Here is a 14,415-nt window from a genome sequence, read left to right on the forward strand (position 1 = left end):
CGGTGGCGGACCTTGACGCGGTGAACTGTTCTGATATCTCCGACAACTTCGTGACAGTTGTGCGCGTTGCGCCAGAGGCGGGAACTGTTTTAATTGATGTTGACGAGACTAATGCAATAAATGATTCTGTACTAATAGAAGGGGATCAAGCTACAATCTGTGTAGATAATGGTCCTTCACCTGTTGCAGTATCAAAAACAGGTTATGAAACGAACTTGTCTTACAGGTATGTAATTACGGATGAGAGTGATACAATATTAGCAATCACAGATACAAATGCAATTGACTTATCAGGTGCAGGAGTTGGTATTTGCAGGATCTGGGGATGGTCTTACAGAGGTACCCCGAGCAATGGTTCAGGGTTTATAGGAGGTCCGGTGGCAGACCTTGATGCAGTGAACTGTTCTGATATCTCTGACAATTTTATTACTATAATTCGTGTTACTGGAGAGGATTGTAATAGTCTAAGTGTTAATGACTTTGATGAAGGCATAAGCTTTAATGTTTATCCTAATCCTGTTGTGGATAAATTAAATATCAGAATTAATAATAATAACATTTCGGATGAAATGGTTGTGGATCTGTTCAATATAAATGGTCAAAGAGTTTTATCTAAGACTGTATCCAATACTGACACTCTCATTGACTTAACAAGTCTTGAAAGAGGTATTTATTTAATGAGACTTAATGCCAGCAGTAGAGGTGTTTTGAGTACAACAAAAATTATTAAAAATTAATTTTTGTGAGTTAACAACAATTGAATTGTTATAGAGGGGAAAGTGAGTAGTCAATCATCTTTTGATGATTGCTGCTCACTTGAACTAAAACTTATTATGAAGAGATGGAAAAAGTCAAAAAGCAAACAACTAATTATGGTGTCATTTGGATTGTTATCTGTTGTATCGCTGTAGTTATTTTTTCTTTAGGGTTTGTTTACCTAATTAGTTACTAACTCTGATAAAATTTCTTACAAAAAATAAGATTATTCAGGAACGGTACTAGTTCTGTAATTAAAGGAAAGAATGCTGAATAATAGTGAGTTAGTAGTCACAAATAAAAAAGAATACAATAAAACTAAAAATGATGTGCTACACCCAAACCAATTCCAAAGGAATTATATCCATTTACTTTTAAGTCATTCACAAGGTTTGCTATTAATTCCCAATTGTCATGGAAATGATAGCTGTACTCTAACCCAAAACGTACTAAAAAGAAATTTTGTTCTTTTGTGATTTCCATACCGCTACCAGCCAAAATGCTAAAATGTTTAGTTGGTTTGTACAAGCCAACTAATGCTGTTGCTATAGGGTAACTACGTTCTATGGTTTCTTGAGAGCTTCTCCCTATGCTCTCAACCACAAAATCTTCAATGATAATGTCGGAATGTAGCCCTACAGCCCATTTCCCATCAATGAAATAGGTGTAGTTAATTCCCCAAGAGGGGAGTGACAACCATTGACGCTTACCTTGTTCATTTACCCCTTCATTAATTTGAGTATGGCTTAGCATTAATGCTATTGAGTGTTTATTGGTATGCTCTGAATTTTTATCATGCACTTTATCTTGAGCTGAGCTCAAAAATGACTGTAGTAACAGTAAGAGTAGGCTAGTAGTAGAGGGAGAGAAAAGTTTCAAAAAAGAGGTTTTAGGATTTAACATAAATTATTACTGGTTTTTTAAAGGAAAAGGTGACCCCAACCCTTAAAGCATAGATCTCACTTGTAAAGTTGGGGAAGCATCCAATATTCATTTTAAACCTGATAGGTTTTTACGATATAGTAGTATTATCTATACCTGACAAATAGTATAAAAGCTAAATAATGTTATATAGGATTTAAAAGGCAGAAAGCCCGTATAAGTAAAGTATTAACAAATAATTATTCTAACTTTTTCTTGTTATATATAGTTTGTCCATCTTTAATGGTCTCTATTACGGTAATATCTTTTATAGCACTAGGTTCTACTTTTAATGGATTTTGATCGAGGATTACCAAATCGGCTCTCTTTCCAGATTCTAAAGTCCCTTTACTGTCTTGTTCATCATACTGCTCTGCTGCAAATCTAGTCATAGTTAACAGACCTTCATAAGGCGTTATTCTTTGATCTGGACCAGCTTCAGCACCTTTTCTGGAAATTCTATTCACAGCAGAATAAAGCATAAACATTTGATCTAAAGGCGCCACAACAAAATCGGTATGGTTTGTTGGTTTTAAACCTGCGTCTAGGGCATCTCTCATAGGGCTAATATATTGGGCTTGTTCAAAGCCTCTGTTCTTTAGATGTGCTTCATAAAAATAATATGTATGTAGCGTGTAAAATGAAGGTCTGATTTTATATTCTACAAATTTTGGGATGTGGTCTTTTCGCATAAATTGCGTATGGATAGTTGTAACATTCCAAGGTTTACTATAGTCACCATCACGGACATACTCATAAGCTTCAAGAAATGCATCAATGGATGCGTCACCGTTACAATGTAATATCAAAGGGACATCCATATCGTAGACACGTTTTACCATTTGATTTGCTGTTTCCTGAGGAAAGGTTAATTCACCTGTCCAATTGTCTTCTCCCCCTGGGCCACCCATTAAATAAGGAGTTGTAAAGGCTGCTGTTCTACCTTGTGGAGAACCATCTAAGGTAATTTTCACGCCTCCAAGTTTTAAATTATTATTATATGATAGCCATTTAGATTTAGGCACCATTGTTAAAACACTATCCAATTCTAAAACAAAAGGGTAGACTACTAGGTCAATAATATTAGCGCCAGCATCAGAAGCAGCAATCATAGTTTTGAGCTCATTGAAATGTGTTAAACCATCTTGAGCAGTAGTTATCCCTGCTTGGGCATAAAGCATTTGACCTGCCTTTGAGAATTCTACTTTTTGGGCTTCTGTCATTGGCTGCGTCTTTGCAAAAATTGGAATATAAGCGGTTTCCATAATCAACCCGTATGGCTCATTGGTTCCCGGCTTTCTAACGATGATTCCACCAGGAGGGGTTTCAGTATCTGCACTTATATCGTAATATTCCATTGCCAAACTATTTAAAACACAGCCATGCATTGAGACATGATCTACCTTTACAGGGTTATTTGGGAAGGCTTCATCTAAGTCATCTCTATTTAGTAATCTTCCATCTGGCATTACTGAATCATCGTATCCATAAGCCATTATTAATTCTCCATCTGGTATTTTTCTTTCTTCAGCGAATTTTTTTAGCTCACTAATGATACTAGGAACATCAGCTCCTGGCCCAGATGGGGGAGCATATAAATTACATTGATTTGCCACTGATAAAGAATTGATATAATGGCTATGACTATCTATAAATCCAGGAAGCATGGTTTTATTTTCTAAGTTTACCATTGTACTCCCTTGACCAGCAACATCTTTTGCCTCAGTCAATAGGCCTGCAAATTCAATCTTTCCATTATTTACTACTAATGCTTCTACGTATTTTGGAGTTTTACCTACCATAGTGAGAATATCTCCACCATGATATAGTGTAGTGTTATTTTTTTCTTGGCCGTTTTCATGTTCCTTACAAGAGAATAAAAGGCACAACCCTAATAGTACTATAAAGATTTTTTTTGTTTTCATGTTGTGTAAAAGTTTAATAGTTAATTGAAAGTTATTTCTTACAAAGTGTAAAAATATAAAATTTACAACAATCTGTGATAAAGATACTTAGAATATAATGTTGTTATCGCTTTTGGAATTTTCAATAATTTGTTCCGTATAATTTATTAACGAGGTATACTTCTTCAGCTAAAGATTTTCCAATATAAATTGGCTTTAGCATATTCAGAATTATAAAATGTATTTGCAAAACAGCTGCAAGAAGTAGGTAGCTTTGTAGGAATAGCGAAAGTTAATTATGTGATTTACAAAATGTCTTGAGAAAAAGCTCGCCGTAACTATCGGGATATGGGTATTCCATCTTAACAAGAATCTCTTCGGTTTGGTCTGACCTCACTACCTTTCCTTCATTGTCATACTGAATCGTAGCAAGTGTACCTATCTTTAGCTTTTCACAATCAAATCTATAAAGTGTGATTATTTCCCCTTTAACTGGTTCTGAATCTAAGTAACTTTTATAAACATCAATATTGGTGGTTTTAATCCATGCTGAACTTTTAGAATGAGGTCTCATAAAGACTTCTTTTCCATCATCTGAGGTGCTTATGTGCTCCCATTCCTGAGAATAACCTAAAGTCGAAATAAAAGCAAAAACGATTATTAGATAGCGAGACACAATATTGAAAATGATTTACTTATCAATATACAAACTTAAATCTATAATTAAAAAATGACAGAAAATGTGATTTAAATAATAGCTGGAAATTATAATAACTAAAGTGTTACAACAAAAAAACCACACTACTAGTAGTGTGGTTTTATTTGCTCCTTAGGTTGGACTTACTTCGACATGGCTCAGCATAAACTTCTCGCCCAACTTTTTGAAAACAAAAAACCCATTCTATTAAAGAATGGGCTTCGTGGCTATGCTCCTCAGGTTGGGCTCGAACCAACGACCCTCTGATTAACAGTCAGATGCTCTAACCAACTGAGCTACTGAGGAAGGTGTTTTTTGCATTTAGCGAGCGCAAATATAGCCTATTTTTTACTTTCGGCAAATATTTTTAAAGAAAAAACTAATTGGTTATCGCTTTAAAAATATCGTTTCCATTGGCAAATAATACTAAGGCAATTAGGATAAAGAAACCTACCGTTTGCGCACGCTCCAAAAACTTCTGGTTTGGCTTTCTTCCAGAAATCATTTCGTATAAGGTAAACATTACATGGCCACCATCCAATGCTGGTATTGGCAGTAAGTTTAGTATCGCTAACATAATCGATAAAAATGCTGTTAATGACCAAAATGCAGCCCAACTCCAAGTGCTTGGGAAAATATCGAATATAGCTTTAAAACCACCAACACCTTTATAGGCTCCAGTCTTAGGATTAAAGATTACTCCCAATTGCTCCCAGTAAGATTTTATCTGTCCCGTGAACTTATCCCAGCCAACGCCAAAACTTTCTCCAAAGGCATATTCTTTTCTAACAACATCAACATAACCCAATTCTTCAGCGCGTTTTATGCTACGTGCTGGCATGATGCCTATTTTACCATTTTTATCCAGCTTAAGCTGCATCTCTTCTCTAGAGTTATCAGCTTTAATAATAGAAGCAGTAACCGTCTGTCCTTCCAAGCCTTGTACTCTACTTTCTAACTGGTCAAAGTATTTTAGCTCCTGTCCGTTGATAGATGCAATAATATCGCCTTCTTTCAATCCAGCAGATTTATTGAGTGACGAATCTGCAACCTCACCAACCATAAAAGGTACTCTGAGTTTAAAAAGACCTCTTACCTTTCCAGAAGATAATTGACCTAAGAAATCTTCAGGTAAGTCTATTGTAGAAACTTCACCTTGTCTATCAATAGTTATGTTTTGAGCACCAATAATATTTGAAACAATATCAGAATCATTAATAATGTTAGTGTCATTAATTGCTAAAACTTTATCGCCTGTTTTAAAGCCTAGATCAACCAGTACAGGATTCTCTATCCAATATCCATCTTTAAGGCTTTCAGAAGTAATGTCTGTATCACCATAAGCAAATGAAGCGAAAACATAGATCAGATATGCTAAGATGAAATTCACCGTTACACCACCAAGCATAATGATAAGACGTTGCCAAGCAGGCTTAGAACGGAATTCCCAAGGTTGAGGTGGCTTTGCCATTTGCTCTTTGTCCATGCTCTCGTCGATCATTCCAGAGATTTTCACATAACCTCCTAATGGTAACCAACCAATACCATAAACGGTTTCACCTATCTTTTTCTTTATTATTGAAAGGCTTTTTGGCTTTAACTTATCCCAGAATGAGGGTTTAAACGTTTCACCTTCAGCAGCATATTCAACAGTTTTTTGTTCTCTATAAGACTCGAGCTCAGAAGGGGTACGACGTTTTGCCCAAGGATCGAAGAAAAGGTAAAACTTCTCTACTTTGGTTTTAAATAATTTTGCTGGTAAATAATGTCCAAATTCGTGTAATACTATAAGTAGGGACAAACTCAGTAAGAACTGAGAAATTTGAATTACAAACTCCATGTATCTCTTTTCGTAAAATTTTCAGCACAAAATTAACTTTTTAACCCTATTTAGAAAACTATTACGAGTTTAAAGCTTAATTTTTTAACAAGGATTTATTAATTACCCCTTCGTTTGTAAGAAATTGAACAAACAAAAGCCCTGATGAGATACTAGATAGATCCAAGTTTGGCGACCACTCTTGCTGATGAACCACTTGTCCAAGCACATTGTATATACGTATAGAGTCTACAACCAAACGATCTGGTTTCTCTATAGTTAATAATGCTGAAACAGGATTTGGGTACAACTGTAGCTGATTCTCTAATGCAAACTCATCGATGCTTAATTGCACAGAGTTGTTTGAAGAAATAAGATCGAATTCGGGATCAAAAAGAATATTATTGACTGTAAAGCCAACATTTTCGACAAAGACTTGTCCATTGGTCGCATGATCTAAAACAATATCTTGGGTTTCTCCCATAGTTCCAACAAGTCGAAGTGGTACAGGTGCTTCAAAATAACTCACAGACGGATGACTCTGTGTTTGCAACAGTTGAATATTCACTTGATTTGCAATTGGTTGGTTCCAATTTACTGTATAACTAGGATATCCTTGATTGTATAACCAATCGTCGAAAAATTCGGTAAGGTCTTCACCGCTTGCTGCTTCCATAATGGGGATGAAATCTTCAGTTTTTGCATAGTCAAAACTTAAGTCAGGATCAGCCAAGTAATTTTGTAGACCTTGGTAAAAATCTGTTTCGCCTAGTTTTTTTCTAAGCATGTGAAGCACCATAGCGCCTTTATTGTAACTCAAACGACCATTGAAAATCCTGCTGACACTTGTGGTGTCTGCATCAGTGAGATAGACAGCGCCTCCAGGTTGTGATGTAATAGAATTTACACGTTGTTGCTTCCACGCAGTAAAGGGATTGTTGCCGTCGAGTTCTTCAATAACAAGACCAGATAGATAAGTTGCGAAACCTTCGTTGAGCCAAATGTCTTTCCAACTACCGCAGGTGATTTTATTTCCAAACCATTGATGCGCGAGCTCGTGAGCGATAAGATTTCTACTATAGTTTCCCATAAATGATACAGTGGTATGCTCCATACCACCTCCCCAACCAAATTGAGCATGACCATATTTTTCGTTTTCAAACGGATAGGCTTCAAAGCGATCTATGAAAAAGTTCATAATATCTACGGTCACTGGAGTGCTAGCTTGGGCAGTAGCTAAATCTTCAGGATACACATAATTGACAATATCGAAAGGATTTCCGTTGTTGGGAACAGTATGGGAATAAACATCGTAGTTGGTCACTGCAATAGCAATTAAATATGCAGGAATAGGATAACGATGTTTAAAGTGTGTAACCTTACTGGCATTTCCTATGGTTTGGCTTTGTTCAACACCATTTGAAACCGCAATGTTTTCATTGTTGAGCGAATTAAATATTGGTGTATTCAAGTAAATATCAACAGAATCAATCTTGTCATTAAGATCTTGCTTGCAAGGCCACCAAGCTTTAGCGCCATAAGGCTCAGAAAGGGTCCACATCACTGGGTTTCCGTTATGAATGTCTGTAGCAAAAGATCCAAAACCAGAACTCACAGGATTACCAAAGTAAGATATAGTGAGCGAGTCTAGAACGCCTTGGTTTTGTGTTTCGGAAAGCGTAATGACCAATTCGTCATCATTATTTTGAGTAAATCCAAGACTATTACCACGCTGTAGAACTTGTGACACAGTCATATTTGGCGTAAGATCAAAAATAACTTCGGATAGATTTTCTTTAGCAACAAAATATGTGGTAACATCCCCAGAAATTGAAGCAACTGAAGGGTCTACAATAAATTCGAGGCGATGATATTTTACGTCGTAATTGGCAGTATTCTGATTGGCACGAAAGTGAATAAGACTCGATGCAGATTTGCGCTCGGCTTCAATAATGCCTTGGTAAAGATCTTCGTCAATTTGAGATGCACATGTCAAAGAAACTAACAAAGAAAAAAGGAGTAATCGATTTTTCATAGCAGTGCAATTTTGCTGTTAAAGTTACCCATTTTATCACTATTCGGTCGTATTTTTGCCTGCAAATCTTACAATTAGGTAGGAGAAACACCAGTTATGTTATCATTTTTTAAAGCCTACAAACGGTTCGCGATTTTCTTTGCAATCCTTTCAGCAATTATTTTATATGTTATTTATTCCGTTATAAAACCTGTTCCGGTATTACCAATTTATCAACCATCAATGGTAAACTATGAAATGGTAGATAGTACCATTCAGCATCAAAAAAAATACCACACGATAGCAGACTTTAACTTGGTTAATCAAAATGGCAAAACGATTACTCAGAATGATTATAAGGACAAAATCTATGTAGCTGATTTTTTCTTTACGACTTGCCAAACGATTTGTCCAATCATGACAGATCACATGTATCAAATCCAAAAAGAGATTATGGATGATGATGAGGTGATGTTATTATCGCATTCCGTAACGCCCAAAATAGATTCTGTAGCACAGTTGAAACGCTATGCAAAGAAAAAAGGAGTAAATGATAAGAAGTGGAATCTGGTTACAGGAGACAAAAAACAAATCTATGAGTTGGCCAGAAAGAGTTATCTCGCTGTAAAAACAGATGGCAACGGAGACCAATATGACATGATTCATACAGAGAATTTTATGCTCATCGACAAGAAGCGACAAATAAGAGGATTTTATGATGGTACCAATCCAGAAGAGATTGAAAAGCTTATGGATGATATTAAAATTCTAAAAGCATCTTACAAAGATTAATTTTTTGTTACTTTTGCTTCTTTATAATCAATCTAAATAACAATGGCATTAACAATTGCCGATTTACATAAAGGAGATACTGCAATTATAACTGATGTGTCTTCCAAGCAAATACCGTTAAAACTGCTAGAAATGGGATGCTTACCTGGCAATGAAGTTGAGCTTTTGCAAGTAGCACCTTTCAAGGATCCTATGTACCTCAATATTAACGGAAGTTATTTAGCTATTAGAAAAGAAACCGCAGCATTAATAACCATAGAACTCATCGATGCCAAAACAGATTAATGTTGCTTTAATCGGAAACCCGAATACGGGAAAGACTTCAGTCTTTAATGCCTTAACAGGTCTCAACCAAAAAGTTGGGAACTATCCTGGAATTACAGTTGAAAAGAAACAAGGTGTGTGTAAGTTGCCTAGAGGTTTAAAAGCACACATTATTGATTTACCAGGAACTTATAGTTTGAATGCATCTTCTCTTGATGAAAATGTGGTCATCGAATTACTACTCAACAAGAATGATAAGGACTTTCCAGATGTTGCTGTCGTTGTCACCGATGTAGAAAATCTGAAGCGTAATCTGTTGCTTTTTACCCAGATAAAAGATTTAAAGATTCCCTCTATTTTGGTGATTAATATGAGTGACAGGATGAAGCCAAAAGGGATTTCCTTGGATATCGAACATCTTGAAGCTGAATTAAAAACCAAGATTGCTTTAGTGAGCACAAGAAAAGGAGAAGGCATTGATAATCTCAAAGAACTCATTTCTAATTACACCTCATTAAACACAATACCATGTTTAGATGTTTCTGTAATTGATAAAGCATATTTCAATCGATTATCCGAAGCGTTCCCGAAAGAAGATTTATATAAACTTTGGATTGTCATTACGCAAGACGTCAACTTTGGAAAGGTAGCAAGGAGTCAATTAGCTCTTGAAAAATTTGAAACCAAGTCTAATGCAGAACTTAAAAGACTTCAGCAAAAAGAAACTGTAAAACGTTATCAGTTTATTAATAATGTACTCAAGCAAGGGCAGACTATAGATAAATCTAAAGCAACAGATTTTAGGTCAAGGTTGGACAGAGTGCTTACACATAAGGTCTTTGGGTATGTCATTTTCTTTGCCATTTTATTATTGATGTTTCAGGCAATATATGATTGGGCAACAGTGCCTATGGATTTTATAGATGAAAGTTTCGCAGCACTGTCCGATTGGGTAAAAGACACGCTGCCTTCGGGAGTGTTTACCAACTTATTGGCTGAAGGTATTATCGCAGGAATTGGCGGTGTGGTCATTTTCATTCCTCAAATAGCTTTCCTGTTCTTGCTCATCGCTGTTTTGGAAGAAAGCGGATATATGAGTCGAGTCGTGTTTTTAATGGATCGCGTTATGCGACGTTTCGGCTTGAGCGGAAAAAGTGTAGTGCCTTTGATTTCGGGGACAGCTTGTGCCATTCCTGCAATTATGGCTACGCGGAATATTGAAAACTGGAAAGAGCGTCTCATTACAATTTTGGTTACTCCTTTTACAACCTGTTCTGCAAGGTTGCCTGTGTACATCATTATCATAGGATTAGTAATTCCAGAAGGGAGTTTCTTAGGCTTTGGCTATAAGGCATTAACCTTAATGGCATTATATATTTTGGGCTTTTTGATGGCAGTCTTTTCTGCTCTAGTTCTAAACAAAGTCATGAAGATAAAGAGCAAAAGTTTCTTTGTGGTAGAGATGCCAAGTTATAAAGTCCCGTTACTAAAAAATGTCCTGATTACAGTTGTAGAAAAAACCAAAACATTCGTTTTTGAAGCAGGTAAAATAATCCTTGCGATTTCTATAGTGTTATGGGTTATGGCATCCTATGGACCAGGAAAACAATTCAACGATGCTGAAAACATAGTAAGAGCAAATTACCCATCAATAAGCGAAAAAGAATTCGAAGACAAACTCGCCGCTCATAAACTCGAACATTCTTACATTGGTTTAGTTGGAAAAGCTATTGAGCCAGCTATAGAACCTTTAGGCTATGATTGGAAAATAGGAATAGGTATTGCAACCTCTTTTGCCGCTCGCGAAGTGTTTGTTGGTACATTGGCGACCATTTATAGTGTAGGAAGTGCTAATGACGATGAAGACTCGGGAGAGGATACTATTGTAAAGCGTATGGCTGCTGAAGTAAAACCTGATGGTAGCAAGGTGTTTACACTAGCTTCAGGCATTTCCTTATTATTATTCTACGCTTTTGCTATGCAATGCATGAGTACGCTGGCTATTGTGAAACGAGAAACCAATAGCTGGAAATGGCCAATGATTCAACTTGGAAGCATGACCGTAATTGCCTATCTAGCAGCACTTTTAGCATTTCAAATTTTGAATTAAATTATTTCTTTCAAAACTGTTAAATCTTGAAAAAGTATTTAATATTGTTAAAAGAAAGTTAAATTTTTTTCACAAAATCTTTAAATTTCTTGAATTTTCTTTGGATATTTAACACTGACTAATTCAAAATATCCAATTATGAGCCAAAAATTATTCTTCAAGTGGCTTGTGGTTTTCGTTGTTTTAGTTCCTAGTTTTCTTCTTGCCCAAGAAGTTAGAGGAACAATAACCGATAAAGCTACAGGTCTCCCAATTGGTGGTGCCACAGTTTTAGAAAAAGGTACTTCTAATGGACAATCTTCAGATTTTGACGGTAACTATTCCATTACTGTCAATAGTTTTCCTGCCACATTAGTGTTTTCCTATCTAGGCTATGAAACTCAGGAAATTCAAGTGACATCAGCTTCAACCCTAGATGTTTCGCTTTCAGAGTCCCTAACTAGCTTAGATGAAGTTGTTGTAACAGGTTTAGCAACTTCGACAAAACGATCCAATGCTGCAAATGCAGTAGCTTCGGTATCTGCACAAGACCTTACTGGGGTTACAGTCCAGTCTGGACTTGGTAGTGCGCTTTATGGAAAATTCAATGGTGCAGAAATCAAAGCTAACTCAGGAGCACCAGGAGGAGGGATCTCAATGCGACTTAGAGGAGTTACATCTATTTTTGGAGATCAACAGCCTTTATTTATTGTTGATGGAGTTTATGTAGACAACTCAGCAATAGGTTTAGGAAATAATGTAGTAAGTGAAGCCTCTGGAGGAGGAAATGCTTCCACTAACCAAGACGATGCATCCAACAGGATTGCAGACATAGACCCAGAAGATATCGAAAGCGTCGAGATACTCAAAGGGGCATCTGCTGCTGCTATTTACGGTTCCCGAGCAGCAGGAGGTGTAGTCATCATCAAAACCAAAAGAGGTAAACTAGGAAAGCCTAAGGTGTCATTCTCACAGACCTTAGGGCTCAGAAGTCCAACGCAACTACTAGGGCTCAGAGATTGGGATCCAGATGAAATTGTAGCTTTTGGAGGGCCAGCAAATGCTACATTAAGAGATTACGAAGCTGAGCTTTTCGATCATACAAGAGTATCTACAACATCTCGATTTACTACTTCTGGAGCTACTGAGAACACAGATTATTTCTTTGGTGTTACGCACAAAAATGAACCAGGATTAGTAGATAACACAGGTTATAAAAAGAGTTCTATTAGACTTAATGTTGGTCAAAGGTTTAACGATTGGTTAGATCTTTATGTAACGACTAATTACATTAATTCTGAAGCTGACAGAGGGTTCTTTAATAATGGTAATGCCAATAGAACCATAGGATATGCTTTAGCATTTACTTATCCATGGGAAGATTTATCACCAGTTGATGGTGTTTATCCAGCGGGAGGAGCAGGATCAAATGTTTTAGAAACAGTGGCAATTACCACAAATAGAGAAGAGGTAAATCGTTTTATTGGTAGTGCAACATCAAATATAAAGTTACTCACTACAGATATGAATAAGCTTAAGCTTGTTCTTGAAGGTGGGTTTGATCAATATACTTTGAGAACGACCAGTATTTTCCCGAGAGCACTCTCGTATTTTAGAGACCCTTCATCTTTAGGAGGTGTTGCTATTTCTGGAACAACAGTCAATACAAACTTTAACCTCTCGGCGTTTTTAGTACATGAGCTTAATTTAGATAATGGACTAAGCTTCACAACTCAGTTAGGTAACTTCTTTCAGGATTTTGACCGAAACACTGTAATTACAATAGCAACAGGGTTAAACGGTTCGCAAACCAATCTAGGACAATCCACTAGTGTTTCTACGCAACAAACTATTCGACCTCAAGAGGACACAGGATTCTTTGCCCAAACAGAGATTAACTATAACGATATGGTTATCGGAACCGTTGGTGTTAGAGGTGATAAGTCTACTAACAATGGTGATGCTAACGAATTGTATTACTACCCTAAGGCTAACTTAGCAATCAATATACATAAGTTCGATTTTTGGAATGTAGAGGAAATAAGTTACATCAAACCTAGAATCGCTTATGGTGAATCAGGAAGATTCCCTAACTTCAATGATCGTTTTACATTATTTGACCCTCAATTTATTGGCGGTACCTCAGGATTAAGCCCAGATAACTTATTGGGTAATTCAGACATTGGGCCAGAGCGCCAAACTGAATTAGAGTTTGGTCTCGACTTCGGATTATTTGATAACAAGTATAATTTTGAAGTTAGTTTCTACAATAAAACGATTGATGATTTATTGATCGAAGCAGATTTCCCAACAACTTCAGGATTTACCGCTACAGTAATTAATGGAGGTGAATTAGAAAATAAAGGAATAGAACTTGGACTTACTGCAAATGTTATTGATAAGGAAGATTTCTCATGGACAGCAAACTTAAGATGGTGGAAGAATAAATCTGAAATCACACGCCTAGACGTTCCTGCATTTACCGAAGGTGGATTTGCAGCGTCCTTAGGAACATTCTTAATCCAACAAGGTAAAAGTGCTACACAGATTGTAGGAACATATGATGCAACTGCATTTACAGCAGAAGAGATTGCATTGAGAGACCCGGAAGGCGATGGATTCTTTGTGTATGGTGATGCAGAGCCAGATTTCCAAATGACTTGGTTCAACGAAATAAGCTATAAAAACTTTGACCTGTCTTTCTTATGGCATTGGAAAAAAGGCGGAGATGGTATCAACCTTACCACACTTCTTTACGATTTAGCAGGAACCACTTGGGATTATGACGATACAGGGTTAGATCCAACAGGTCAGTTAACCAATGGACCTTACAGAGCAAGTCAGGCCTTTGTAAATCCAGATCCAGTTATTGAAGATGCAGGTTATTTGAGATTAAGAGAAATAGGGTTGTTCTATACACTACCTAAAGGTCTCATAAAGTATGCTCAGAGAATCAGAGTTGGTGTTTCTGGTAGAAACCTTATCAATATATTCGATTATAACAGTTATGATCCAGAAGTATCTAACTTCGGAAACAATGTCCTTGCTAACAATGTTGAGGTGACACCTTACCCAGCATCACAGTTCGTTAACTTTCATTTGAATGTAGATTTCTAATCAATAAAAAATTAAATTATGAAAAATATAATATCAAAATTG

General features: G+C 36.5%; 10 protein-coding genes and 1 tRNA gene. 5 read left to right on the plus strand and 6 right to left on the minus strand.

Going from position 1 to position 14,415, the window contains the following annotated elements:
- On the plus strand, positions 1–737 hold a 737-nt coding region (locus NCE97_RS02725), incomplete at its 5' end, for a T9SS type A sorting domain-containing protein (RefSeq protein ID WP_353777325.1).
- A gap of 337 nt (positions 738–1,074) precedes the next feature.
- Here NCE97_RS02725 and NCE97_RS02730 read toward each other — a convergent pair.
- The 6 genes from NCE97_RS02730 to NCE97_RS02755 form a co-directional block, all read right to left on the minus strand.
- Entirely contained in the window at positions 1,075–1,635 is a 561-nt protein-coding gene (locus NCE97_RS02730) for a hypothetical protein (protein ID WP_353777326.1), read from the minus strand.
- 242 nt (positions 1,636–1,877) lie between these two features.
- A complete protein-coding gene (locus NCE97_RS02735; RefSeq protein ID WP_353777327.1) occupies positions 1,878–3,602 on the minus strand; it encodes an amidohydrolase in 1,725 nt (574 codons plus the stop codon).
- A 271-nt stretch (positions 3,603–3,873) separates the two neighbouring features.
- A complete protein-coding gene (locus tag NCE97_RS02740; RefSeq protein ID WP_353777328.1) occupies positions 3,874–4,257 on the minus strand; it encodes a hypothetical protein in 384 nt (127 codons plus the stop codon).
- Between the two features lie 253 nt (positions 4,258–4,510).
- A tRNA-Asn gene (locus tag NCE97_RS02745) sits at positions 4,511–4,584 on the minus strand.
- Between the two features lie 73 nt (positions 4,585–4,657).
- A complete protein-coding gene (gene rseP, locus NCE97_RS02750) occupies positions 4,658–6,118 on the minus strand; it encodes an RIP metalloprotease RseP (protein WP_353777329.1) in 1,461 nt (486 codons plus the stop codon).
- 76 nt (positions 6,119–6,194) lie between these two features.
- Positions 6,195–8,132, minus strand: a complete 1,938-nt coding sequence (locus NCE97_RS02755; RefSeq protein ID WP_353777330.1) for a M1 family metallopeptidase — start codon at positions 8,130–8,132, stop codon at positions 6,195–6,197.
- A 96-nt stretch (positions 8,133–8,228) separates the two neighbouring features.
- Here NCE97_RS02755 and NCE97_RS02760 point away from each other — a divergent pair, with 96 nt between their 5' ends.
- The 4 genes from NCE97_RS02760 to NCE97_RS02775 all read left to right on the plus strand — a co-directional run bounded on the left by NCE97_RS02760 (position 8,229) and on the right by NCE97_RS02775 (position 14,373).
- Positions 8,229–8,903, plus strand: a complete 675-nt coding sequence (locus NCE97_RS02760; RefSeq protein ID WP_353777331.1) for an SCO family protein — start codon at positions 8,229–8,231, stop codon at positions 8,901–8,903.
- A gap of 42 nt (positions 8,904–8,945) precedes the next feature.
- The gene (locus NCE97_RS02765) at positions 8,946–9,188 is read left to right on the plus strand and encodes a FeoA family protein (protein WP_353777332.1); all 243 of its coding nucleotides are present in this window, start codon (positions 8,946–8,948) and stop codon (positions 9,186–9,188) included.
- Positions 9,172–11,277, plus strand: coding sequence for a ferrous iron transport protein B (feoB, locus tag NCE97_RS02770; RefSeq protein ID WP_353777333.1), 2,106 nt, complete (start codon positions 9,172–9,174; stop codon positions 11,275–11,277). Before NCE97_RS02765 ends, feoB begins: the two co-directional genes overlap by 17 nt.
- 138 nt (positions 11,278–11,415) lie before the next feature.
- Positions 11,416–14,373, plus strand: coding sequence for a SusC/RagA family TonB-linked outer membrane protein (locus tag NCE97_RS02775; protein WP_353777334.1), 2,958 nt, complete (start codon positions 11,416–11,418; stop codon positions 14,371–14,373).
- Positions 14,374–14,415 lie beyond the last annotated feature (42 nt).

It is taken from the genome of Winogradskyella sp. 3972H.M.0a.05, assembly GCF_040493455.1.
Taxonomy (GTDB): domain Bacteria; phylum Bacteroidota; class Bacteroidia; order Flavobacteriales; family Flavobacteriaceae; genus Microcosmobacter.

What these genes read in the sequence shown, in the direction of transcription:
- NCE97_RS02755 (WP_353777330.1), bottom strand. Translation starts at nt 8,132, where the DNA reads ATGAAAAATCGATTACTCCTTTTTTCTTTGTTAGTTTCTTTGACATGT.
- feoB (WP_353777333.1), top strand. Translation starts at nt 9,172, where the DNA reads ATGCCAAAACAGATTAATGTTGCTTTAATCGGAAACCCGAATACGGGA.
- NCE97_RS02735 (WP_353777327.1), bottom strand. Translation starts at nt 3,602, where the DNA reads ATGAAAACAAAAAAAATCTTTATAGTACTATTAGGGTTGTGCCTTTTA.
- NCE97_RS02775 (WP_353777334.1), top strand. Translation starts at nt 11,416, where the DNA reads ATGAGCCAAAAATTATTCTTCAAGTGGCTTGTGGTTTTCGTTGTTTTA.
- rseP (WP_353777329.1), bottom strand. Translation starts at nt 6,118, where the DNA reads ATGGAGTTTGTAATTCAAATTTCTCAGTTCTTACTGAGTTTGTCCCTA.
- NCE97_RS02760 (WP_353777331.1), top strand. Translation starts at nt 8,229, where the DNA reads ATGTTATCATTTTTTAAAGCCTACAAACGGTTCGCGATTTTCTTTGCA.
- NCE97_RS02765 (WP_353777332.1), top strand. Translation starts at nt 8,946, where the DNA reads ATGGCATTAACAATTGCCGATTTACATAAAGGAGATACTGCAATTATA.